The sequence below is a fragment of the Peptoniphilus lacydonensis genome, assembly GCF_900106515.1.
GTDB classification, from domain to species: domain Bacteria; phylum Bacillota; class Clostridia; order Tissierellales; family Peptoniphilaceae; genus Peptoniphilus_A; species Peptoniphilus_A lacydonensis.
Genome location: NZ_FNWF01000002.1, coordinates 1 through 25,000, shown reverse-complemented (window position 1 = coordinate 25,000; position 25,000 = coordinate 1). Strand labels below are relative to the sequence as shown.

The window sequence follows — 25,000 nt, the reverse complement described above, 5'->3', positions numbered from 1 at the left end:
TAATTTTAAAATTATTAATATTTTCAAAAACATCAGAAAAATCTCTAGATATTAGCACGAAAATATCGCCTGTGACAGCAAATAACAATATCTTCTCTTTACTTAAAGAATACATATATACTATCAATTTATTAAAATTTTTAATAGGTTGACTTAATTCTATTTTTTGCTTGTCCTCTTCTAAAATTCTCATAAAATATGTTTTTTGATCTGCACCAGATAATATAAAAAGATTCTTTTCAATACATAAATAACTTTTTAGGTAAGTATTAAGTTTATAGCTTCCCTCAATCTTGACTGGAATTTCATCTATTTTTGTTTCATATAGCTCTGGTGCATAAAGCCTATAATAAGGCAATAATTCATTAAGGATTTTATTTTCATCTTTTTCTAATTTAGATAATTTTTCTTTAAATTCCTTATCAATATAGCCTTCTTGTAAAGTATAATTTAAGTCTTCTCTTAGATCCGTTAAATTTTCACTATATTTATTTTTGTCAATTGAAAATTTCATTTTCTGTTATTTTCCATGTCTATTATATAATCTATGAGATACTTTGAATGTTCTAGCTGATTTAATCTTTCATCTAATTTTTCATATTCTTCTACGGAAATTTTATTTTCTCCATTGTCAATAGCTTTTAGAAAATCAGGTAGTTCTTTTCTTTCTGGCGCTGGACCAAATATTATTTTTATTAAATCTAGATAACTTAAAGTTTCAATTTCTCCTCTTATATATTGATAAGGTATAGTCCTTATTTCATCATATTCTATAACTACTTTTCCAAGATTTTTGTTATTAATGCTCCATCCTTCTGATTCTTTGAAAAAACCAAATCTCACGGCTTGAGATAGAATATAGGACTGATCTTTTGGGTTTGTTATTGAACCAATAAAACCATCCCACAAAGCTAAAGTTAAATCTTTTTCTTCACCTAAATTCCAATTATCTAATATTCTCAAAACATTTCTTAATGATAAAACTGATTCTTTAAGCTCAGGAACATCTTCAGTTGAACTTTCTTTTTCATTTGAAATCCACCTGCCCATAAAAACTTCTTGGCTTACTTTAGACAATTGAGCTAGTCTAAATATTTCTTCTAAGCTTCGTGTAGGAGTTGGAAGGTGTAAATTCCCATTATTGTCGGCTAATCTTACCAACATAATTCTAAAAAGTTCATTTTTTTCAGAATCAGTCTGATTTTTTAAAGATCCAACAGTGTTTTGATTTACATAATTGTATTCTATTGTTAAAAAACGCGATTTAAAAGCTGGATTGAGTTCATTTGTACCTTCATAACTTACTAAGTCTGTTGATAAGTTTCCTGTACCAATTAGACCAAAGCCTTTTTTTATTGTCACTGGACCAATTCCCGTAACGTAAGCTTTGGCTCCAAACTTGCTCTGTAGTATGTCATTAAGTCCTATTAAATTTTGCATAGCAATTGTATTTAGCTCATCAATTATGACAGGTCTACCATTTCTTACAGCTAATAATATTTCTCTTTCTATTTTTTTTACTACTGTTCCATAAATACTATTCCTAGCTATAAAGATTTCTGAAATACTATCCCAAACTTTGCTTTTTATTATTTCTTGCTTTTCTGATTCAATATTTTCCAGTTGGTTTTTATGAGTTTTTAGCCAAGTAAAATATTGATCCACTACTTCATCGATTAACTCTAAATTAGTTTCATCGGAAGATGTTTTTTCTAAAGATAGAGTTTTTTCAACAAACATATCTTCATAGGTTAGATTATATGAACCTGATATAAAATAAGGATATATTTTTTCAAGTTCTGACTGATTGCCTTCTTTTAGTAAATTTTTATAATAATTTCTTCTATCTCTATTTAATTCACTAAATTTTTCTATAGCCTCATCTTCACTGGCATTTTGATTTTTCAAAAACCATTTTTCCATTTGATCTTCTAGCTCTTCTTGAATTATATTTTCTAATGTAAATTCAATTGCTGCTTCTCTTGCTATCTGAGTTTTTCCACTTCCTAGGTGGCCTATTATATATATGGGAGTTGATTGTTTTAAGGATTCTATTATTTTTCTCTTTGCCTGTATTACATATTCTACTTCTACAAGGTCTTGATTATATCCTGTTTGTATATCATTAATTAGTTGTCTATGATAATAATATCGCCAGGCATCAGGAGAATTATTTATTATTTCCCTAAGTTCTTTTGAATAAGAATTAATCTTATCTACCCTATATCTAGTAGCTTCGTTGCTCCCATAAAAATTGCTGTTATAATATTTTTGATTTCTTTTTCTCTCTATTTCTAAAAAGAATTTTTCATAGCTTATCAAATTTTCTAGTTCTTCTATTAATTTTTTTTGCTTATTCTCTTCATTTTTTAAATATTTTCTATATTCTTTTATTATTGCATTTTCTGACTTTGATTCTTCTCTTTTATTTTCTTCTTTCCTAAATCTTTTATAAAATTCTCCTAAAATTTCCAAGTCATTTTCTTCATTTGACCTAGATTCGCTTCTTAGAATATCTTCATATATGGATTCTATTTCTTCTAAAGTAGACACAGCTTGATTATTCAAGTTGTTATTCATCATTTGTCTCCTTAATAAAAAAATAATGGGACGATATATTATCGCCCCAAATGTGTTTATATATTATTAAATTATATTAAATTCTTTTAGCATTTCTTCTATATCTGTTCCCTTAATAAGTTTTGCAATTTTCATCTTTTGTAATGGGCTAAGTGGAAGTTCTGGTTTTTTACCATCTGATAAAGAAACCATTCCGTTTAGAAGGTATCTTAAATCATATCTTGATGCGAATACTTCCGGTACAGCTTTTTCTACTCCGCAAAGTACATAAACTGCTTCCATTGCTGTTCTTCCTGAGTATTCTGTTGTGAATACTGTATCTCTTCCTGGATCATCAAGAGTTTCTGCAAATTGTCCTAGAAAAGCAAAGTTAACTCCACCTTCTGGAACTACGTAAGGTCTGTCACCTGCTTTTCTTGGCATAAATTGAGATGTGATATAAGGCATCATAACAGGTACTGCTGTACATGTTTCAGCAAGTGCATCAATTTCATTTACGGGTACACCAATGTGGAATAACCATTCTTTTGTAATTTCTTTACCAGTACAATCTCTCATTTTCTTTTTGATGAAGTCACCCTCTACATCTGTAAATAATCCGTAAACCCAAACACAAACATCATTTTCAGGTTGTTCTGGATATTGGCCTTGTCTATTAATTGTCCAGCTCATTAACCAGCTTGAATCAACACAAGTTACAATACCACCTGTTACAGTTTTTCCACCATAAGGGCTTCTCTTTGTAATTTTTTCGATATATTTTGGAACTGATTCATCGTGACAAGTTACTGTACAAGACTCCCAGTTACTCTTTTCTACATCAGAACAGAAAGCTTCTGGATGTCCAAAATCATCAGATTTTTTAGCAATATTTTTCCACATTTCCCAACAACCACTTTGTTCATCTGAAAGTTCTGCTGCTGTGTTGTCATCTCCATAACTAGAATTTTCAGTCATAGAACCATTTGTAATGAATAATAAATCATTTTCTGTCAAATCAATTGACTTATCATTTCCATCTTTATCTTCAGCAATTATTTTTGTTGCAACTTTTCTATTTTCTGAAATATCAAAGTCAACATCTGTTACTTTTATATTGTATTGGAATTTACATCCGTGATTTTCAAGATATTTAACCATAGGTTTTACAATTGAATTGTATTGGTCATATCTTGTAAATCTAAGTGCTGATAAATCAGTTAGACCGCCTACGTTGTGGATGAAACGATTTAAAGATAATTTCATTTCTAAAGCAGAGTGCCAATTTTCAAAAGCAAACATTGTTCTCCATAAAGTCCAGAAATCTGAATTTAGAAGACCATCTGAAAAAATATCTTCAATAGCCTTATCTTCTAGTAGTTCATCTTGAGTCATGCAAAGTTCAGCAATTTCTTTAACTTGATCTTGAGTTAGATTAAATTTACCATCGTCATAACGTTCACCTTGTTTGTGAGTTATACGGCAATTACTAAAGTTTGGATCGTCGTAGTTAGTGTAGAAATAATCGTCTAAAACACTCATTTCTGGGTCTTCTAAGCTTGGGATAGAACTCCAAATATCCCATAGACATTCGAAGTGAGCTCCAGTTTCTCTACCACCACGAGCAACATATCCTCTAGTATCCATGTATTCACCGTCAAGTGAACCACCAGGAATATCTAATTGTTCTAAGAAAGTAATTTTTTTACCTTCCATGTGAGCATCTCTAATTAAGAAACAAGCTGCAGTTAAAGCTGCAATTCCAGTTCCAACTAGATATGCAGATTTTTCTTCAATACCTTCTGGTTTTCTAGCTTTAACTAATCTTTGAAAATCTCCATTAGTTAATTTAAGTCTTTTATCATGAGTTTTAAGTTCCATAACTTCTCCTTTAATAACTTAACATTATCATCTTCTATGTCTATTAAATCATGAAAATAGAATGATTTCATCTACCAATATTGGTGGTTTGTGTAAATTTTACTCAATTAGAGTATTCTGGGTAAAGGTTTCTAGTTTTTCACTTCTTTTTAATGATAATAAGATATTACCATCCATTAATTTACCTAACCTATTTGTAGTAACTACTGGATCAGTTTTCATATTTGTTGCTATCCATTGTATAAGTGCGCTACTTAAGGCACATTGATAAAAGTAAGAAATCAAATTAATATCAATATCTTTTGCCCTAGTCTCCTTTGATATATGACTAACATATTTACTAATTACTTCACCCGCCATAGAAAAAACATATTTTTCTACATCAGATTTATAGTCTTATTGATACATATGTCTTATAGCTTTTTCATTATCCAAGATAAATTTTGCAACCAAAATAAAACTATCCTCCCAAGAGAGATTTTCGTTAAATTCCTCAATAACAATATCAAGCTCAGATTCAAATATTTCTCTTATTAATTGTTCCAAATTTTCATAATGATACATAGAAGGTTTTTCTTTCTATCTGACATTTTTGAGCTAATTCAGTAACAGTTATGTTATCAAGTGTTTTTTCATCTAAAAGTTTCATAAATTCTTTTTTTATCAGATCTTTAGTGTAGTTTTTACTCATATAATTACACCTTCCTTTTGATTAATTGCTCTTGGTAAGTAAGGCTATGGATTCTACATGGCTTGAGTGGTCAGTATGGATAAAATTTAATTTTTTTAAAAAGCCTCGTATATGGGAATATGTCAATAAATAAACATCTTATAATTTATTATATCATTCTTATACACAGAAAAAACAGCCCTACAAAAGAGCTGTTTAAGTTATCTTCTATTCGAGTGTATTATATGGTACGCAAACATTGTAATTGGAAGTAATAAAATTAAAAGTAAACTCAATACTATAAATAATTTGGTTTCTTCCCTTTATTCTAAATAGGAAACTTGCCAGGACATTTATATTTTTAAACAAAATATCTTACAATTCATTTATATTGGCAGTTATGGACATCTTATTAATTCTCTTAATAGGTTTATAAGTTGAAAGAATTACTGAAGTCAATATAAAACCTATCGAAATTATTACCGGCAAAATTGGAAACTGCCAAACAGCATAGGAAAAGTGATTTTCTATCAGTTTTGTGAAGATAATTTTATTCAGTAAAACACCAACTGTTATCCCTATAAAACAACCAAATAAACCATAGGTTGCTGATTCTACATTAATCATTCTCTTAATTTGAAACTTATCCATACCCACTGCACGCATCATTCCATATTGCTTTATTTTTGAAGATACGCTAATGGATATGCTGTTGATACTATTTAGTAGACTTACAAGACCTATAATCGCTATGAAACCATATACAAAAAACATAAATGCCATATATGTCCCTGTTGTCTTTTGTTCTCTACGATCATTTATTGTATTCTTGTTCCCCATAATCTTTTGAACTTCATTTATACTTTCATTTGAAAAATTCTCATCGGTCTGTAACATGACTAAGTTATATCCATTTTCATTTGTTATCTGTTTGAATGTTTCATTTGAAGTTATTATTGTAGTTTTACCTCCTGTTTCACCATCGCTAGTAAACGGATCGTATTTCAATAATCCAGCTATTTCGAAATCTTCTCCGTTAATTTTTATTTTATCCCCAATCTCCTTATCGCTTTCCCTATCCCAAGTAGCTAAAATATAATGGCTTTTGCCAAATACCTTCGATAAATCACTTTTTTTCTTTAAAACTTTATCCTTTTTTAGACCTCTTAAATCAAAATCATCATATGAGATAATATCTATTTTTTCTCTACGGTTAGATTCAGATTCTAAAATTGCATTTACATCAAAAGCGCTTCTTCTACCATATACATTTTTTACTCCATCTACTTCTTTTAATTTATTCAACAAATTTGGATCAATATTATTTGAAATATCCTTACTTGTAATCTCTATATCTGCTCTGGCAGAAGATTGTGGCATTATATAATTTACAAATTCTCCAAAAACTATAAATGTTAGAAACAAGATAATACTTAATGCAAAGGATGCTGACATTAGAAATAAATTCTTTTTATTTTCTATAGCATGATTTATTCCTAGTGATTTTTCAATATGAAAGAATCTATTATTTACTAATTGTTTATTTCCTATATTAGATTCTGTATTTCCAGAAAGAGCCGCAATTGGAGAAATCTTAGAGGCTTCTTTCGCAGGTTTTTGTGCGGCAATTAAAACACTTGCAAGTCCTACCAGAACACCTGCTAGAATACCAGTTACACTTATTGTAAAAATAGGTATGTTAGAAAATTCTTCCCCAACTATATATCTTAGCCCACCACAAAGAATCCAAGTTGAAACAACACCTATTAACGTACCAATAGGAATAGCTGATTTACACCAATTTAGTGACTCTAACCTTACAAACTTTTTAATCTGACCTTTGCTCATACCAAGAGAGCGCATCATCCCAAAAAACTTCGTTCTTTGAGCAATACTATTATTAATACTTCCAGAAATCATTAAAGCGCCAGCTACAAGTATTAGTATAAATAATATTATCGCTATGGGGATTAAGGTCTGTCCTAAGTTACTCTTTAACACATCATTGAAATTAAAACCAGTATGCTTTAATTTCAATCTATCAATTTCCATTCGTAAGCCAATTTCAGCCATACTAAAAATTGCTGTTACTAAAAATACTGAAATAGCTATGCACATTAAAGTTAAATGATTCTGTTTTTTACGAACTTTAGCTGATATTGGAATTAAACTAAGATAACTTTTCATTTGTAGCACTCCCCTGATCAACTAGTATTCCATCTGAAACTCTTAAAACTCTATCTGCTGCTTGAGCTATCGAACGGCTATGTGTAATCATGATTATAGTTTGTTCATATTTCTGTGAAGATTCTTTAAGTAAACTAATAACCTCTGAACTATTTTTAGAATCTAGGTTTCCCGTTGGTTCATCCGCTAGAATTAGAGAAGGCTTCGTTATAAGTGCTCTACCTATAGCAACCCTCTGTTGCTGACCTCCAGAAAGTTCACTTGGTAAGTGATTTCTTCTCTCTTGTAATCCTAATATATTTAATAGCTCATCAAGATACTTTCTATCTGGTTTCTTATAATCCAATAAAACAGGGAAGATTATATTTTGTTCCACAGTTAATTCTGGAATTAAATTAAATCCCTGAAAAATAAAACCTATATTTCTGCGACGAAATACCGTAAGCTCACTATCCGTCATTGTAAACAAATCTTTATTATTAATAATAACCTTGCCATCAGTCGGTATATCTATCGCACCTATTATATTCAAGAGCGTACTTTTCCCAGAACCTGATTCTCCTACTATCGCTATATATTCTCCTTTATCTACCGAAAAACTAACATCTTTTAGTGCATGCACTGCATTATTTCCTTTTCCATATATTTTAGAAATAGATTTAATCTCTAATAAACTCATAAAACACCTCGATCTTATTCTATTTATAATAAGAATAACATTCCATTCCTATCATCCTTGGCTTGAGCATTTAATATTGAACCAATCTGATTTATGGAATCAAACAACCTATAAATCGTTCCTTCTTTGTCAGAATCAATCTGAATATTACTATTGCTTTCAAGATACATATTGATTTGTGCTTCTGCATTTTCAATAATTTCTTCTTGGCATTTTAAATAAAGAAAAATATACCAAGTGTTAAAATAGTAAAAATAAAACTTATAAAAATTTAAAGGAATAGAAATAGTTTTAAATTCTTTCCAAGTAAATATTTGAATTGATAGAGCAAATAAAATATTAACTATAAAGACATATTTGATATATTTTTTATTGTTTTCATCTGAAAATATTAACATCATTTTTCTACCTCAACAAGAAACGTTCCACTTATATCCCAGGCCTCTAATGGTTTGTATCATTTTAGGATGATTAGGATTATCTTCAATTTTCACTCTAAGTCAAAGTAACTTATATTCACCACTCGTAAGATTTAAAGCATGACCATTTCTATGAAATTTTCAATTTTACAAAACTGAGATTGTCATACGATCAATTTACTTGCGAGCTTGTAAACTTGTTTTATTTCTTTACTTTCCAAACTCCAGCTATCAAGTTCAATTTTAATTAACTCTGGAAATTTCTTACTAATATCTCTTAACGCATTTCCAACTGATTTTCTTACATATACACTCGAATCTTCTTTTAAATTGACTAATCTTTCAATAGCTTCGTTCGGATTTTCTTTGAAATATGGTCTACTTGTCCATATCCTTAACCCCTCCGTTACTGCTCTCCTCGTATTCGGATTTTCATTTTCTAACCATTCATCAATTATTGGGAGTGCTTTTTCATATCCTATTTTCTTGCAAAATTCATCAAATGCCTTTGCCAATACTTCCTGAACTCTCCAATTGTCATCTTTAGAAACTTCATCTCTCATAAACATTAGAACTTCTTCATCTGCTGATAAGCATCCAAATAGAAATACACCATACATTCTAACTTGGTATACATTAGATTTAAAAGCTAAAAAAGCCAGCTCTTTGATATATTTTTCATCATTAGATTTATAATCAGAAAACGCTCTTTTTTCTTCCTCTTTGAAGCCATTTTCTATCAAAGAAAATTCTTTTTCCAAACTTATAATATATTTTTTCACACAGTTTCCCTCCATCAAATTCAAACTTTCAAAACTTTACAAACTGAGATTTTCCAGAAGCTAAAGATTACAAATCATGACATAGTCCTCTTCATTTTCAGGTGTACACTGGGGAATAACTTGATTCTCCTTTTTAGACTTGTTGTAATGTTCTCGTAATTCTATTCCACATTTTTTTATCTATGCAATATATAATGTTGGAACTCTTAATTCAAATTTATTCCAAATATATTCTTTGATTTGGCATACGTTAACTTGCTCTCAGCACTTGTCAAATCAAACTCATCCAGCTCAATTTCAACGTTTATATGCTTATCGACATTAAGGTTGGACAAAAGTGCTACTGTCTCCACGTTGCTTGAGTTGTCAGCGTAAATAAAATCTAATAATTTTGAAAAGTCTAGTATGTGGGAACATGTCAATCAGTATACATCTCATAATTTATTATATCATTTTGGAGCAAAGAAAAAACAGCCCTCAAAAGAGCTGTTTAGATTATTATTTTCTTGTTTTAGTCGCATTACTTATATTAGATGACCTACAAACATTGCTATAGGAAGTAATAAGATCAAAATGACATTTAAAGCCATAAACAATTTATCCTTTTCCTTTATCCCAAATATTAAACCTATTAGTCCAATAATTGGGCAGACAAACATTGATGTAAGTCCAGTTGGTCTTAGACTTGTAAAGCTTTCAAATATATCTACTGGAAGTAGGTAAGAAATCACAAATATTACAAGTCCAAGTAGAAATATCTTCTTGCTTAATTTCTCTTTCATAAATCCTCCTCTTTCTTTGAAATTATTCTGTTCTAATCAAATCAATTGTTGGTCTGTCTAAAATTCTTTTTAAAGAAAAATTATAGATTAATAAGTTGATTGCGTAAACCACAATAGAAAATCCAAAAAATAATTTATAGTCATAATATCTTATTAATATATTCAGACTTAAATTAGGAGCTATACGAGATATTACAAGCATGACCCCTAATGTGGTTATTCCCGCAACAATAAATGATTTTATTTGCTCTTCTATAAACTCTTTTCGATAAATATTCTTTAACTCATCCACGTCCATACCGCATGAATAAAGGCTGCCAATTTCTTTCTTTCTACTCATAAGACTTAAATTAATGGATGAATAACCATTTGTTACATTAAGAATAAAAATAATGAAAGCCATCGCAAATGCGACTTTCTTTAAAGATTCTAGATCACTTTTTCGATTCATTTCAATATCTGCTTTTGTGTTAATATCGTACTTTTCATTTGGCATTATCGATTCTCTTATCTTATTATCCAAATAATCCTTTACATTTCTCATCTCCGTGTCTTTTACATTCATATTTAATACATACGGAGCATTAATAAATTCTGCATCTTTTGACTCATCCATAAGTTGGAAGAAGGTATCGAAATCTGTGTAGATTTTTACATAAAATGGTAAAGTTATTGAATCATAGTTTCCCAAATCATCTATAGTTTTAGAAATTTTTATACTTTTTTGAAAATTCTCCCCTATCTGTAAGTTTATATCTTTCGGATTATTAAAATATGGTATTTTATTTGCTTTAGCTACTGGAGTGTTTGGGTTTTCTTGTACCATATTATAAAGAATAAATTCTCCCTTACTTGCCCCCAATTTACTAAAGTCTTCATCTTCTAAAGCTATAAGCATCCCATTCAACTGGCTTGAATGACTCTTTTTCAAATAATACTCTAACTTTTGATCTAGAGACATGTTAATAGCTTCTTTGGACAATTCTAAATCATTATCTACCTGAATATAACTTTCTTTTGAAATATAGGACTTATCATTTGGAATTTCTTTTTCAATTTCTTTAAAAACTTTAGGAACGCTCCTATTTTCACTATAATAACTAGCTATTACATTGTAGCCTGAATCATAGTAAGAAAAATCTCTGTTATATTTAGTCACTGTAATAATAATGACTAAAACAGAAATTATAATGACACCAATAGCAGAAATATAACGCTGTGATTTAATACTATCAAGGTTATTTGATTTTAATTCTTTCCATAAGTTCCTATATCTTTTTTTCTTAAATCTATCAAAGTTTAAATTTCCCTTTATACCTTCAATAATAGGTATTTTTGAAACTTTCTTTGCTGGTTGAATAATAGAAAATACTACTACTAAAAGAGCTACTGTAACAATCGCTAGACTAAGTAAAGGACTGAAATAACTAGATACAAGTTTTCCTACCCCTTGATCAATCTCAAGATGCTTAAACAATTTTAAGATAAAACAATATCCAAAGATATGACCAATTAATATAGGTAGAACAGATAGAAAAATACCTTCTTTTAATAGTAACAAGTATATCTGAAAGTCCGTAGTACCTATAGACTTATATACAGAAAGTTCCTTGATTTTCCTAAAAGCCCACACCTTGAATATATTTTTTACAAAAAATACAAATAGTAATATAGCCCCTATTACAGAAAGAATGGTTACTAATTCAGTTAAAATATTATGGGGAAAGTCATACTCAACACCGTAATAATCTATTAAATTAGAATTGAAAGTTAAGGGAACATCTCTACCTAATTTTTTATTGATTTCATTTTGTAGATTTACTTTGTTATCATAAGCCTTTTCAAAAGAATTAAACTTTAATACTACTTTGCCAGGATCATCTTCATTTTTCAGTGCTAAAGCATAATTAACTCTACTGTATTTATTATAGACATCTTCATAAATTCCAACCACCTCAAAGTCTTTACTAAAACTAAGATTGTAAGACTCCTTATCAGTAAAAGTACTTATGGCATCTATCTCTTTACCCTCTATTAGTCTATGCCCAAAATCAAGCTGTATTTTATCTCCTAATTTTAGCTTATTTTTTTCGACTAGACTTTTCGATAATACTATTTCTCCATCACTTTTAGCAAAGTGTCCTTCAAGTAAATCTGAATGCTCTCTCATTTTATTTATATCATTATCTTGATAATTTACGGCAATCAAATCATTCTTGTACTTTGCCGATTCAGGGTTTATGGACATTTCACCTACAAATTCTATATTATTAATATCTTTTATTTTTTCAATATCATTACTTGTTAAGTTCCCTTCAAGTTCTGCATCATAAAAATTTACGGTCATGAAACTTTCATTATTATATTTAACAATTGTATAACTATAATAAAAAACCACAGTAAAAAATAAACTAACTATTAATAAGGAAATAAAAATCGGAAAATTCTTCTTATTCATTTCTTTCATCTCCTACAATTTTTCCATCGACTATTGTAATAATACGATTTGCTTGTAAGGCTATTTCTTCGTCATGGGTGATTAGGATAATCGTCTGTTTTAAGGTCATATTAAAATACTTAAAGATTTCAATAATTTCCTTGGAATTTTTTCTATCCAAGTTTCCTGTTGGTTCATCTGCTAGTATAATGGATGGATTGTAGATAAGACTTCTCGCTATGGCAACTCTTTGCTGCTGACCTCCTGATAATTCACTTGGAAAAGAGTTAAGTTTACTTTCTATACCCAGTTTTTTTACTATATCCGAGAATTCATCTTGATCGATTTTCCTTTTATCAAGTTTTAATGGAAGTTCTATATTGTGACGAACTGTTAAGTTGGGAATCAAATTATAAAATTGATAAATTAGTCCGACTTTTCTTCTTCTAAAGTAGGCTAATTCCTTGGAAGAATACTTTGATATGTCGTTATCATCTATATAAACCTTTCCATCATCTGGACTATCCACTCCTCCTATAATATGTAAGAGAGTAGATTTACCAGATCCGCTTGGTCCAACAATGGCGACAAATTCTCCTCTTTCAATTTCAAGGTCAACTCCATCTAATGCAACAACTTTAGAGTTTCCCTCTCCATATTCTTTTCTTAAGTTTTCTACTTTTAATATTTCCATACTTGCCTCCTTTTTCTTATGTCAAGGTAAGCATATAAAAGTAAAGTGATTTTTAGGTGACATTGTAAAATTTTATTTCAAATCTTGCTCCAGCATCAATATTTGAAACAGAAATCTCCCCATTGTTTTTTTCGACAATTGTCTTTGCCATGGCAAGACCTATTCCAAAGCCATTTGAATCGGGGGTTTTATAAAAACGCTTAAAGATTTTTTTAATATTTTCTTTTTCTATTCCTCCGCCATTGTCTTCAATGATTAAGCTTGTATATAGGGGATTTTTGTATGATGAAAGCACAATTTTGTCACAAGTCGGTCTATTAACAGCATTCTTTATAATATTAATAAGAGCTTCTGCTATCCAATAAAAATCTCCAAAAATACTATTTTCCTTTAAACTCTTCTCTATTTCTACATTGGTAGATTTCTTTAAATTCAAACTATCTAATGCATAATCCACCAATTCATCCAAACGAATTTCTTCTTTTTTCATAAGATCTTTGTTTGCATCAAGGCTTGATAGTTTAAGTAAAATATCTGATAGAGAATTTAATCTGATAGTTTGCCTTTTTAAAATCTCTATATCTCTATTATCTGGAAAGTCCATCTCCAAATTTTCTATGGAAAAAAGCATAGATGTAATAGGAGTTTTTATTTGATGGGCGATGTCTTCTAGGTATTCTATCTGTTTTTCGCTATTTTTAGTACTAGTCTCTTTGGCTTCTACTATTTCTATAAAAAGTTTGTAAATTTTATCCTCTAAAATTGAAAAATCATCTTGCTTCATTGGGATTTTATAGTTTTGATTTTTCATGTTTTCTATTAAATCTATGAGCTCAATTATTCTATTTTTCTTTCTTTTTTCTAAAAAATAATATAGAAGTCCCAGACTTATTATCCAAAATACATATATCATTTAATCCATCCTATAACCAATTCCTCTAACAGTAGTGATAATTTCCCTATTAAGTTTTTCTCTGATTCTCTTAATAGTTGAAGTGAGAGTATTGTCATTTACAAACTTATCCCTATCTTCCCAAAACATTTCAAGAAGTTGGCTTCGTGTATAAACTCGGTGAGGATTTTTAATAAATAAGACTAGGATTTCATATTCAAGAGGAGTTAGGTCTATTTGATTAGCCTTAAAATAAACTTTTGAATCATTTAAATCTATTTTGATATCCTTGTAAGTAATTATTTTGTCTTGATTTAGAGGTATTGTTCTTAAAACCGCATCAATTCTTGCCCTTAATATTGCAAGGGAAAATGGTTTAGTTAAATAGTCGTCTGCTCCTTGATCTAGGGCGGCAATTATAAAATCTTCATCATTTTTTACAGTTGTTACAATAACTCTTATTTCCTTATCTTTTAATCTTTCTATCAAATGTTGACCGTCTTTATCTGGTAGATTTATGTCCAATAGTGCCACATCCATGTCTACATTCATCTTATAGCTTGCTTCGTAAAAAGATGATGCAATCTCTACTTCATAACCATTATTAACTAAATACTTTTCCATTTGTAAGGCAATTTCTTTATTATCCTCTATAATCAAAACACTCTTCATTCTAACCCTCTCATGTATCAACTTTGAAATCTATTAAATTATTTTATTTTATAGATTTCATCTATAAGCAAATTAAGACTATAAACCAATAATTACACTTATAGTATACCATTATCACTTATATTAAAAACAGATCCTTTAGGATCTGCTACCTATTAATACTTCTGTAAGTTCATATTTAAATACGACTTTGAGTTTCTTTTTGTAAGCTTTCTAATCTTTTATATTCTATATAAAATGATAAATATAAAAATAAGATTTTCGGGATATATCATTAACCCTAATACTCTTATAAGATATTTATTTTTTTATAAAAAGAGCCACTGATTTCGTATGGCTCGAGTGGTTAGTATGGATAATATTTAATATTTTAGGAAAGCCTCGTATGTGGGAATATATTTATTCTCAATTATTTCTAAATTCTTTTAACATTTTATTTAAAACTAATGCATTTTCATATTCTTCAACAAATGCTCCATTGTATTACCTAAAAGGTATTTTAGAGCATCTTGTAAATCTTGTGCTGTTTCTTGTTAATATTCTTCAATTAACATCTTAGAGATTTTGTTTCTGATCGCTTTCTTATGACATAAAAATTCCTCCTGATTAGTTTTTCTTACCCATAATCAGGAGGTTTCTATACACAGAATTTTACACAGTCTCAAATATCTAGTACTTCTACTATCTCTTCTCTTTTTTCTTTCATTATAATTTTTTTGATTACTTCTTCATCTAAGTATTTTGAAAAATCATCCAATTCAGATGTTACTTCAAATATTATATTATGATTTTTATCACTTAAATCAAAACTCGAGTCATATTTTGTTTTATCTGACCAATAATTCCAATTTATATCTGTCCTTTCATAATATACATAATTTTTTTTTGGAGTTACAAACACTCTTTTATTAATGAGTTTTTTTCCATCTTCTACTTTAAACATATCAGAATATAATTTTATTCCTTTGAATACTTTATAATCACTAATAGAATCATTTGAAACATTTAATCTAATGTCTTCATACTTCATAAAATACCTCCTTATGTTAATCAATTTTACTATATTATCAACACCGATAAAGTAAATTAATTATTACAAGCTTATTATAATTTTTAAGCTTTAGTTCGTCAACACCTATTATCATGAAAGCATCTCTACTATCAGCCATTAAAATAATATCATGAAGCAAATCTTGCTTTCCTTTTTTATCAGATTTATACCTTTCTTTTTTTAATCCAAGTAACCAACTTCCCGCCTAAGATCTATCAATTCCAATATCACTTCTTGTTCAACCATACACCTACTCCATAAATCTCAACTAATTGTATTATACAATTTCCAAGGAAGAACAACAATCCTATATAAGTACTGCTACTTATTTATTATAACTTCAATCCCAGATTTAAATATTACTTTAAGTTTTTCTTCATAAACCACTATCTTATCTACGAATTTCCTTACCAATTCTTCATCGTATCTTTCTATCTCCAATTCCTGATTATCTAAGAATTCTTCTAATTCCATTAATCTACTTTGTACATTTTTCTCTTCTGAAATACTCAGGAGTATCTTTTCTTTTTCATTTCTTAACTCTTCCACCCTTTCTACAAGGTCTGTGTAGTCTTTCTTGGCATTTGCGACTTTTAAAAGTTCTTCTTGCACTTTCAACATTTCTTTGTCTATTTCATCTATCTGGCTACTTCCATCACCTGTGATGGCTTTTTCAATATTCTCTTTTATTATTTCTTTTAATTCACTACTTTCAGTTATAAGTTGATTAATGGCCTCTACAACTGCCTCTTGTAGGTCTTCTTCTATTATGGTTCTTGCTTCACATGCTTCTGGCCCATGGGTTACTCTTGTACAACATCTCCAAACAGTATATTTCTTTCCTCTATTATTCCATGCTATTCTCCTGTAAATATCCCCACATTTAGAGCAGTAGACAATACTTGAAAGGGCGTATTTGCTTGAATAAATTCTTCTTTTTTTTGAGTAAAGTTTATAGCTGATTGTGGCTATGCTTTTGTTACTTCATAATTTGTCTCTCTATTTATGAGTCTTTGTTTTACAACAAAAAAACTATCCAAAGAAATAAATTTCAATGGATAGTTTTTTTATATTGCTAATTTAGTTGTTTATCTTTTCATTATTTTTGATTAGCTCAGCTTTTACTAAAAGCCTTTTATCGTTTTTGGGGTAGGGGTGACACGCCATTAAAAAGAGTTTTGTCTTTCCTTCTTCTCGTGTAAATTTACTCCAATCCGTAGGTTCAATCACTTCTTTATAAACTACTTTGTAATAGAGTTCTTCTTCTCTTGTCGTAATTTTTAGCTCATCACCTTTTTCCAACTTGTCAATATTTAGAAAAGATTGTGTTTCGTTTATCCCTCCTCTGTGCCCCGCAAGAACAGTTATAGTATTTTCCTCTGAAGTCGGTATATCTGTATCTTCAACAATACCTGAACCTTCTAATAAAGATTGTTCACTTGTATTATCACTAATAGAGGTAATTACCCCTATCTTATCGATTCTAAGAACGCCTATAGCTTTATCTTTTATAGAGTCTTTTGATGCAACATTTTGTTCTATCTCTTCAGGTTTATTCTCCTGTTCGTAATTTTCAAAAGGAGGTAATTCTTGTTTTATTTGTTTTTCCAGATTAATGGATTCTTCTTTCTTTAATTCTATCCTCTTATGCTTTAGAAATAGAAAAGCAATAGAAAAAACAATGAATATTAACCCGACTGCAAGAAGAAATTTACTTAAATGATCTTTTTTTGCTTATTTGACATTTTTCTTTCTTCTTGATCTTATTCTCTTTTTTCTTCGAATTCCAGCAAAAGTAGAAAGATTACCAAGTCCTAGTAAAATCCAAGCATAGGTTGATGGATTTAATCCGTTTCCTGTTTTAGGTAATTGCTTACCTGGCAAAGGAGTCTTAGGAGTATTTGGTTTAACTGGTGTTCCAGGGTTGTTTGGCTTTTCTGGCTCTTTTGGAGTTTCAGGCTTATTTGGTTCTTGTGGATCATTAGGTTTATTTGGTGTATTTGGTTCTTCTGGCTTACCTGGCTCTGTTTGTTTTTCTTCTTTATTTACAATTGTAAAACCATCTTTCTTATTGCCAAGATAATTGACATCAAACCATCTTCCATCTAGTTTTATTGTATTTCCAACTTCGCCCATTTCTTTTATCGTATAGTGGTAGTCATGCTTTGAATTTGCACTTTCCTTAACATCTAAGTTCTTGAATTCTCCACTCCAATTATTATCCCTATTTAACTCAAGAAGTTTTCCTGTAGCTTTTCCATCTCTATAAAGTTCAACCATGATTTTGTCTACTGGTTTATTTCCATATAAAGTCCAGTCTTTTTTAACTTCAATAGTTATAGTATCTGGTTCAGATGGTGTTGGTGGTGTAGGCGGTGTTTTAGGCTCTTCTTTATTTGTAATTGTAAAGCCATCTTTCATAGACCCACTGTAATTTACTTTGTACCAATTTCCATTCAGCTTAGTTGATCCAGTTTCTTCTCCGGCTTCTTTTACTGAATATTTAAAGGCCTCTTTTGAATCTACTTTTTCTACTACGTCTAAGTCTTTAAATTCTCCACTCCAATTATTGGCTTTGTTTAGTTCTAGCTTTTTACCTGTAGATTTCCCGTCTCTATAGAGTTCTACTTCGATTTTGTCTACTGGTGCGGATATTTCTTTTCCATCTTTCCCTTGCCAAATCTTTTCAACCTTGATGTCTTCCTTTGGTGGATCAAGTGGTGTTGGAGGGATTGTTGGCTCTTCTTCGTTAGTTATAGTGAATCCATCATTCATACTTCCGCTATATTTTACTTCGTATTTATTGTTTCCTATAACTACTTTGCCTTTTTCTTCTCCGACTTCTTTTACTGTGTATTCGTAGGCTTTTTCTGAGTCTACTTTTTCTACTACGTCTAAGTCTTTAAATTCTGCTTTCCAGCTATTTTCTTTACTTAGTTCTTTCTTTTCACCTGTAGCTTTTCCACCTCTGTAGAGTTCTACTTCGATTTTGTCTACTGGTGCAGTTATTTCTTTTCCATCTTTTCCTTGCCAAATCTTTTCAACCTTGATGTCTTCTTTTGATGGAGTTATTGGTGTCCATGGGTTTGATGTTTCTTCTAACTTGTTTGTTATTTTAAAGCCTTTTTCTTCTGTTCCACCATAAGTTACTTGGTATTTACTGTCATCAATTGTGAGTTTATTATCTTTTTCTCCAACTTCTTTGATTGTGTATTTGTAAGCTTCTTTTGCGTTTAAGCTTGCTTGTACATCAAGATCTTTAAACTCTCCACTCCAATTATTAGACTTGTTTAATTCTAACTTCTTATCTGTCTTTTCTCCATCTCTGTAGAGTTCTACTTCTATTTTGTCTACTGGTGCAGATATTTCTTTTCCATCTTTCCCTTGCCAAATCTTTTCAACCTTAATGTCTTCTTTTGGTGGAGTTATTGGTGTCCATGGGCTTGATGTTTCTTCTAACTTGTTGGTTATTTTAAAGCCTTTTTCTTCTGTTCCACCATAAGTTACTTGGTATTTACTGTCATCAATTGTGAGTTTATTATCTTTTTCTCCAACTTCTTTGATTGTGTATTTGTAAGCTTCTTTTGCGTTTAAGCTTGCTTGTACATCAAGATCTTTAAACTCTCCACTCCAATTATTAGACTTGTTTAATTCTAACTTCTTATCTGTCTTTTCTCCATCTCTGTAGAGTTCTACTTCGATTTTGTCTACTGGTGCAGATATTTCTTTTCCATCTTTATTTTGTCATACCTTTTCAACTTTGATGTCTTCTTTTGGTGGCTCTAGTGGTGTTGGTCGAGTCTGTTTTTCTAGCTTTATTTTTACAGGATTAGAAATATTAAATGACGTTGTCGGATTATCAATTCCCTCTGATTTAATTGTTGTCAAGTATGCAGGGCGGTTATAAGCATAATCTTCTTTTCCCTTTTCCTTAGGAGCTTCCATTTTAATTTGAATTTCGGCTATCTTTTGTCCTTTAAATACATAGTCGCTTCCATCTGGAGTTTTTCTTAGATCAAAAGCTACAGCTGTAACCTTACTCAAATCATCTGGGGCTTCATTACTCCAGATTCCAGGATTTTTATCTATAGATAGATTGTCTTCGTTGTTATATGATAAGTTTTCAGCGGTAGAATAGTAAACAACAGGCTTAACACCTAAGTATTGTAATTCAGTAGTGTTTATACCTTTAAATGCTCCATGCCATCCATGTTCTCCATTCTTATCTGTTGCATTTTCTAAAATATCATATAACACAACATTTGAAGTTTCAGAATCTGCATTTGTTACAAGTCGAAGTTTATAACTATAATCTTCTCCTTCTTTTGTCTTATCTTCTGTGCTATAATCCTTGCCTTCTCCTCTTACGTATTTATTAAAACCAGTTTCCACAGGTAGGAGTATATCTTCTTCAACCTTAACAGCTCCATAAAGTGTGTTCTTTAACTCTGGGTCGACTTTTCCATCCCCATCAGGGTCATATAGATAAGATTTCCCGCTTTCATCATAAGCATTTCCTACTTCAAATGTTGCTTCTTCTGAGAATCCCTCTCCTCCAACTATAGCCTTTTTATCAGAGCGCTGAAAAGCGACAATATTATAATTATTATCTACCTTATTGGCATCAGCATATTTTGCTGTGGCAGAATAAGCAACTTGGAACCCAGTAGTAGCATATTCATATCTTTTTAGCCAATTGTTGTTCTTACCAGCTGTACTTCTTAATTTAAACTTTACAAGCTGTCTTCCACTATCTTTATAATTATTTGAAACCACTTCCGCTTTTACAGTAGCTTTTTGATAAATTTCAGTATATAAATCTTTGTTAGCATATGCAATTGCAGATCCTTCATCATATTTATAGCCAAGTGGAAGTAAATCATAAAAAATTCCACCTTCTTGGGTCACAGGCTCATAAATATTTTTTGGAATTTCATTGCCGAAAATTTTTTCGTATTCTCTAATTTGAAATTTTTTTGTAATGGTCTGATTTGAAACATCATTTTCACTATGGACTTCCCATTTATCTAATTCTGCTTCATATTTATAACTTTCCAAATTAAATGCGACAGAAGCCTTTTTATTAATATCTTCAAAACTCTCTGTAGCTATATTGTATATCTTTATTTTATTTGCTTTTTCTAATTTTTCTCTAAGAGATACTACAGTTGGAGAGTTCCCTTTAATAATAAGTGATGAATCAATATCTAAATATGTTAACCCTTCTAAGTTTTTAGGTGAAACTACTCTAAAGGCTACCAAGCCGTCCTTAGGAATTAGGCTAGATACATCCCAAATTGCTGATAGATCACTCTTATCTTCTGAAAAGTTTTTACGACCCAACTCTTTCCAATCATCATCGGTAGCTGTTTTCCCATATAAGACAAATTCTTCATTTGTTCTATTGTTCTTACGTTCTCCAGTCCTTTGGTCTATTTCAATTTGATCAAAAGAAATTTTATTAGGTAGCAGCCTATAGTCATCTTTTCCAAGTTTTATTGATTCATTATCATCAATTTTTAGTTCTAATTCTTCATCAACTATATCATAACCAAACGTATCTGGGGAATAGCCTTCTCTTGTTTCTGAAATATAAAAAGAAGATTTTATATCCTCTCCATTTAATAATAAATCAAGATCTCCTGGCTTAAAATCCCCATTACTTGAGATGCCTTTATTAAAATTATGATATTTCAGCTCATGATGATAATCTTCCCATGTCAATTCATGTGTAGCAGAAGTTGTTATAATATCATTTTTATCATTTTCTGACTTATCACCTTCATGAACGTCTGTAGCTCTTTGTTCAAAGAAAACTTCATTTTTATATTTTATACCATCAGAACTTTTATCTGCTGGGCGAGGATAGCGAACAACAACCAAAAATGCAGTAAGCTCTGTTTTAAATAGAGATCTAGTTTTGCCACTCTCCCATGAATAAGAGCCATCATTTTCTTCAGTAAACTTCACTTCGTTATGGGGATATTCGTTGGAGTAAACGCCCACTAATTCTCCACCATCTTGTGGCTTTTCAATTATTTTCGTAATGTAAGGTTGGTTTGATGTATTTTCAATTGCGACAACATACTGGCAATAATTATACTTATCAATATCAAAATCTTTAGGCTTATTTGGAAGTGGCCATTCATATATACGCCCATCATTACCACGAGCATTTGTCGATTTGTAAGCATTTTCTAATTTTATCCCAGTATCTAAACGATAGCTTATTTCATTGCTTTCAAGCTCTTCTGTTATGCCATCATGCTTCGCTTTACCTTTTGCTTGAAGTACTCCCTTTGAGCAGTCAATAACTTTCTCTACATTAATACTGTATTCTACTGTTATAGCTACATTTTGAGAACCATCTAAATCTTTGTAGTTATAAAATACTATTTCATCATCTTTAGTATCCTCTGTTCCCTTAGTATCTATCCTATAAGTATATGATACTCCAGAGGTAGGATTCTTCTCATCCCCTATGCTGAATCTTTTTGGAACAGCCCCACTATATGTCCTATTGCGATAATCAAAAAGTTCACGGGGAATTCTTACTTCTAGTTCTCCTGCCTTATATACTTTTTGATTTGAAATAGTAAGAACATATTGTTGCGTAATAAAATCTTTAGATGTAGTAACTTTACTAATATCATATTTTTCTAAAGGATCACTTGTATTCCATTCTAGGTTGATTTTATAATTCCAGTTGTCTTTATATACGTTATTTACTACAAATTCACTATGTGTTACATTACCATTTTCATCTTTTGTGTACTTTGGTTCTAAAGCCATTGAATTGTGATAGTTGGATTTTGTTACAAGCTCTGCTTTATAAATAAGAGTTTTTCCATCTTCATTTTTTGACGGAAGATTTTTCCACTCATAAACAGTAGTAACATCTTTTCCAGTTTCTAAAGTTGCTCTACCATCTTCATATTCTTGCCAAGTTTTTCCTTCATCTGATGATGAATATAATTTTATAGCTAATGTTTCAGGTCTATTTTTTACTTCTACATCTGTTCCAGCTCCGTCGCCCTTCCAGTTAATAGTGAGTTTCGCTGTTTGAGTCGTTGTTTGTTCATTAGAAGAAACTGTTTCTTCTACTTTTTCATTAATCGCACCCATACTACGTGTTTTTTTATTGTCTTTTATTCCCTCACTTAAAACTTTGCTATTCTCTTTTTCCTCGGTAGCCTTGCCTTTATGCAATATAGTGCCTTCAATAACAATGCTACCTTCTACATCTGTTTTATCTTCTACAAGTCTTGTAAATACTACATTTAGAGTATCTCTCTCTTCAGAATTCAGCCTATTTACATGTGCGTTTGCGACTTGAACGCCATCAGGAGTACGGATTGCAAAATTACTTTCAGCTGCCTCGAAATTTTTTGGAAGTATTATATTAAAGTAGTCTCCTTCATTAATTTCCGCTTTATATTCACTTGCATCCCAGTCTATTTCTAGTCTACAGTCCTTATCTTCCTCAATTTTCTCATTAAGATCAATGGTATTACCTTTTCGATCTTTGACCTCCATCCTACTAACTCTTGTTTTTGACAAATGATTTGCACCTTGTGCAAATGCTTCACCAGTTGGTACAATTGTACCTAACAGCATTAAACAAGCTAAAAAAAACGCTATTATCTTTTTACATTTTAACATTATTTCCTCCTTTTCTTCTTTTTTCTACAGATACATCCCATATACAACGAAATTTTTTCCGATTAAAAAGTATCTATACATGATAATATTACCACTTTTCAAGAATTTTTACCATCTTTTGTAAGCTTTTACATCAATTTCATCCGACACTATTTTTAGTTTATGTATTAGAAGATTTGAGTATAATATTTTGTGATGTCTTAAGCCATTAGATTAGAATGACTAAATAAAAAATAGCCTGCACCAAAAACGGCACAGGCTTCTTACTCACATATTATAATAGTTGGTTCACTCTTTTCTGAACTGTTCTATAATCATATCCAGCATTAGTTTTAGGAGATTTTTTTAATATAAATTGATATAATAAAATTATCAATTGCCATATGATTGACAATGAATTTTATTATAAGCACTCTAACCGCTTTTAAAATAATCGGTCAAACTTATCATCAATTACCAATAACAAAAAATATGATGATAAATTCCTTTATACATTATGTAATTGCATTCTTGATTAGTATTCCAATGTTTAAATGTAGAATGAAATTTATACTTAAAGAAACTTATGGGTAATAGAACTATATCAAAATTACTATATTAAGGATAATAAACATGATTAAACAAGATTGGAAATTATTGAAAGAAATTAGAAAAGTTAAAAAGTTGAGTGAGGAAGAACAACAAGAATATTGGACTAATAAATTTGATAAATTAGATTCATCAGACGATTTAAAAATTAGAAATTCTTTTAAAGCACTTAAAGAAGGAAATTATATTACAGTATTCTGGGCAGACAATATCCCCTACCACTTAAATCTTACAAATAAAGGAATCTCTTACAATCATTTTATTTCTAAGCTAAGAAGTCATAGTTATATAATGAAGTGGATATTCGGTATAATTGCTACAGTTATTGGTGCTATTATAATTTCCAAATTAGGTTTTTAGATATAAAATTAAATATACGCTTAACGCTTATAACTTTAATAGCAAGCACAGTAAGTGAGTACCCACTTACGAAAAATTGATGGGGGTTGTTGCAAAAGTCCCCTATATAGAAAAAAGACGAGGAACCATAAAAATCCTCGTCTTTTTTGATATAATGTATTTATGAAAACAACTACAAATACATCATCATTAACTAACTATACACTAGTTAATGATACAATTCAACTAAGATTAAACTTTAATACAGAAATATATATCCAAGATGATGTTAAACTAAGGCTTGTAAAAAATATAATAGAGAGGATGAACTTATCAGAGCTAAAAAAAGTCTACTCATCATTTGGAAGAAAACCTACTGTAAATCCAGTAATTATGCTTCAAATAATAATATCCTGCTATTCAGAAGGAATATTTTCATCAAGAGGAATAGAAAAAGCTTGTAAATATGATTTAAGAATTAAGTACTTACTCGATAAAGAACTACCACCAGACCATAGCACAATAAACAGATTTAGACAAAAAATTGTAGAACTAACACCAGATTTACTAAATCAAATAGTTCAAATACTGATAGAAGAAAATCAGATAGACCTATCAAGTATCTATATAGATGGAACAAAGATAGAAGTCTATGCCAACAGATATAGTTTTGTATGGCGAGGAAGTATAGAAAAGTGGCAAGAAA

25 protein-coding genes and 4 pseudogenes (1 of these 29 cut by a window edge) are annotated in these 25,000 nt (G+C 30.2%); 4 read left to right on the top strand and 25 right to left on the bottom strand.

What is annotated here, in order from left to right; translation table 11 throughout:
• The 22 genes and pseudogenes from BQ5450_RS00110 to BQ5450_RS09410 form a co-directional block, all read right to left on the bottom strand.
• Window positions 1-514 carry the beginning of a hypothetical protein gene (locus BQ5450_RS00110; protein ID WP_071125582.1) on the bottom strand. The gene continues 704 nt to the left of window position 1, outside the view, so only the first 514 of its 1,218 coding nucleotides appear in the window; the start codon lies at window positions 512-514; its stop codon lies beyond the left edge, outside the window.
• The gene (locus BQ5450_RS00105) at window positions 511-2,580 is read right to left on the bottom strand and encodes a hypothetical protein (RefSeq protein ID WP_071125581.1); all 2,070 of its coding nucleotides are present in this window, start codon (window positions 2,578-2,580) and stop codon (window positions 511-513) included. The genes BQ5450_RS00110 and BQ5450_RS00105 overlap by 4 nt, the downstream gene beginning before the upstream one ends.
• Window positions 2,581-2,646: 66 nt before the next feature.
• On the bottom strand, window positions 2,647-4,440 hold the full coding sequence (locus tag BQ5450_RS00100; protein ID WP_071125580.1) for an oleate hydratase: 1,794 nt from the start codon (window positions 4,438-4,440) through the stop codon (window positions 2,647-2,649).
• 99 nt (window positions 4,441-4,539) lie between these two features.
• Window positions 4,540-4,800 carry a TetR-like C-terminal domain-containing protein gene (locus BQ5450_RS09215; protein ID WP_234346966.1) on the bottom strand — a complete coding sequence of 87 codons (261 nt, stop codon included), beginning with the start codon at window positions 4,798-4,800 and terminating at the stop codon, window positions 4,540-4,542.
• A gap of 36 nt (window positions 4,801-4,836) precedes the next feature.
• Window positions 4,837-5,004 carry a hypothetical protein gene (locus tag BQ5450_RS09210; protein WP_234346965.1) on the bottom strand — a complete coding sequence of 56 codons (168 nt, stop codon included), beginning with the start codon at window positions 5,002-5,004 and terminating at the stop codon, window positions 4,837-4,839.
• Entirely contained in the window at window positions 4,991-5,131 is a 141-nt protein-coding gene (locus BQ5450_RS09205) for a TetR/AcrR family transcriptional regulator (RefSeq protein ID WP_234346964.1), read from the bottom strand. The genes BQ5450_RS09210 and BQ5450_RS09205 overlap by 14 nt, the downstream gene beginning before the upstream one ends.
• Before the next feature lie 354 nt (window positions 5,132-5,485).
• Window positions 5,486-7,297 (bottom strand): ABC transporter permease, encoded by a 1,812-nt coding sequence (locus BQ5450_RS00090; protein ID WP_071125579.1) that lies wholly within the window; start codon window positions 7,295-7,297, stop codon window positions 5,486-5,488.
• Window positions 7,281-7,976, bottom strand: a complete 696-nt coding sequence (locus tag BQ5450_RS00085; protein WP_071125578.1) for an ABC transporter ATP-binding protein — start codon at window positions 7,974-7,976, stop codon at window positions 7,281-7,283. The genes BQ5450_RS00090 and BQ5450_RS00085 overlap by 17 nt, the downstream gene beginning before the upstream one ends.
• 23 nt (window positions 7,977-7,999) lie before the next feature.
• On the bottom strand, window positions 8,000-8,377 hold the full coding sequence (locus BQ5450_RS00080; RefSeq protein ID WP_071125577.1) for a hypothetical protein: 378 nt from the start codon (window positions 8,375-8,377) through the stop codon (window positions 8,000-8,002).
• Between the two features lie 9 nt (window positions 8,378-8,386).
• A complete protein-coding gene (locus BQ5450_RS09375; protein ID WP_324609457.1) occupies window positions 8,387-8,470 on the bottom strand; it encodes a hypothetical protein in 84 nt (27 codons plus the stop codon).
• 89 nt (window positions 8,471-8,559) lie between these two features.
• Window positions 8,560-9,177, bottom strand: a complete 618-nt coding sequence (locus tag BQ5450_RS00075) for a DNA alkylation repair protein (RefSeq protein WP_071125576.1) — start codon at window positions 9,175-9,177, stop codon at window positions 8,560-8,562.
• A gap of 60 nt (window positions 9,178-9,237) precedes the next feature.
• Window positions 9,238-9,533: pseudogene (locus tag BQ5450_RS09370) on the bottom strand (23S rRNA (uracil(1939)-C(5))-methyltransferase RlmD); the annotation flags it as partial.
• A 168-nt stretch (window positions 9,534-9,701) separates the two neighbouring features.
• A complete protein-coding gene (locus BQ5450_RS00070) occupies window positions 9,702-9,959 on the bottom strand; it encodes a hypothetical protein (RefSeq protein ID WP_071125575.1) in 258 nt (85 codons plus the stop codon).
• Window positions 9,960-9,981: 22 nt separating this feature from the next.
• Entirely contained in the window at window positions 9,982-12,417 is a 2,436-nt protein-coding gene (locus BQ5450_RS00065; protein ID WP_071125574.1) for an ABC transporter permease, read from the bottom strand.
• On the bottom strand, window positions 12,410-13,090 hold the full coding sequence (locus BQ5450_RS00060; RefSeq protein ID WP_071125573.1) for an ABC transporter ATP-binding protein: 681 nt from the start codon (window positions 13,088-13,090) through the stop codon (window positions 12,410-12,412). The genes BQ5450_RS00065 and BQ5450_RS00060 overlap by 8 nt, the downstream gene beginning before the upstream one ends.
• 52 nt (window positions 13,091-13,142) lie before the next feature.
• On the bottom strand, window positions 13,143-14,003 hold the full coding sequence (locus BQ5450_RS00055) for a sensor histidine kinase (RefSeq protein WP_071125572.1): 861 nt from the start codon (window positions 14,001-14,003) through the stop codon (window positions 13,143-13,145).
• Complete coding sequence (locus BQ5450_RS00050; RefSeq protein WP_071125571.1) at window positions 14,004-14,654, bottom strand: response regulator transcription factor; 651 nt, start codon at window positions 14,652-14,654, stop codon at window positions 14,004-14,006. It lies immediately after the preceding gene.
• 661 nt (window positions 14,655-15,315) lie between these two features.
• Window positions 15,316-15,684: an EXLDI protein gene (locus BQ5450_RS00045; RefSeq protein ID WP_071125570.1), complete on the bottom strand. Its 369-nt coding sequence runs from the start codon at window positions 15,682-15,684 to the stop codon at window positions 15,316-15,318.
• A gap of 342 nt (window positions 15,685-16,026) precedes the next feature.
• Window positions 16,027-16,326, bottom strand: a complete 300-nt coding sequence (locus tag BQ5450_RS09200; protein ID WP_234346963.1) for a hypothetical protein — start codon at window positions 16,324-16,326, stop codon at window positions 16,027-16,029.
• Window positions 16,327-16,443: 117 nt separating this feature from the next.
• Window positions 16,444-16,605 (bottom strand): annotated as a pseudogene (locus BQ5450_RS09340) (zinc ribbon domain-containing protein); the annotation flags it as partial.
• Window positions 16,606-16,785: 180 nt separating this feature from the next.
• The gene (locus BQ5450_RS09190) at window positions 16,786-17,160 is read right to left on the bottom strand and encodes a class C sortase (protein WP_234346978.1); all 375 of its coding nucleotides are present in this window, start codon (window positions 17,158-17,160) and stop codon (window positions 16,786-16,788) included.
• A 279-nt stretch (window positions 17,161-17,439) separates the two neighbouring features.
• On the bottom strand, window positions 17,440-19,071 hold the full coding sequence (locus tag BQ5450_RS09410; RefSeq protein ID WP_407674880.1) for a Cna B-type domain-containing protein: 1,632 nt from the start codon (window positions 19,069-19,071) through the stop codon (window positions 17,440-17,442).
• Between BQ5450_RS09410 and BQ5450_RS09010 the strand changes: the two genes are divergently transcribed.
• The gene (locus BQ5450_RS09010; RefSeq protein WP_159052457.1) at window positions 19,052-19,207 is read left to right on the top strand and encodes a hypothetical protein; all 156 of its coding nucleotides are present in this window, start codon (window positions 19,052-19,054) and stop codon (window positions 19,205-19,207) included. The genes BQ5450_RS09410 and BQ5450_RS09010 overlap by 20 nt on opposite strands.
• A gap of 17 nt (window positions 19,208-19,224) precedes the next feature.
• Here BQ5450_RS09010 and BQ5450_RS09405 read toward each other — a convergent pair.
• The 3 genes and pseudogenes from BQ5450_RS09405 to BQ5450_RS09400 form a co-directional block, all read right to left on the bottom strand.
• Window positions 19,225-19,407, bottom strand: a pseudogene (locus tag BQ5450_RS09405) (Cna B-type domain-containing protein); the annotation flags it as partial.
• Window positions 19,408-19,449: 42 nt separating this feature from the next.
• Window positions 19,450-23,367, bottom strand: coding sequence for an Ig-like domain-containing protein (locus tag BQ5450_RS00025; protein WP_071125569.1), 3,918 nt, complete (start codon window positions 23,365-23,367; stop codon window positions 19,450-19,452).
• A gap of 274 nt (window positions 23,368-23,641) precedes the next feature.
• Window positions 23,642-23,743: a hypothetical protein gene (locus tag BQ5450_RS09400; RefSeq protein ID WP_108720816.1), complete on the bottom strand. Its 102-nt coding sequence runs from the start codon at window positions 23,741-23,743 to the stop codon at window positions 23,642-23,644.
• Between the two features lie 11 nt (window positions 23,744-23,754).
• Between BQ5450_RS09400 and BQ5450_RS09180 the strand changes: the two are divergent.
• The 3 genes and pseudogenes from BQ5450_RS09180 to BQ5450_RS08800 all read left to right on the top strand — a co-directional run.
• Window positions 23,755-23,940: pseudogene (locus BQ5450_RS09180) on the top strand (hypothetical protein); the annotation flags it as partial.
• A 39-nt stretch (window positions 23,941-23,979) separates the two neighbouring features.
• Window positions 23,980-24,315 (top strand): hypothetical protein, encoded by a 336-nt coding sequence (locus BQ5450_RS00020; RefSeq protein ID WP_010242530.1) that lies wholly within the window; start codon window positions 23,980-23,982, stop codon window positions 24,313-24,315.
• A gap of 162 nt (window positions 24,316-24,477) precedes the next feature.
• A partial coding sequence (locus BQ5450_RS08800) for a transposase (RefSeq protein WP_199820627.1) occupies window positions 24,478-25,000 on the top strand: 523 nt, incomplete at its 3' end.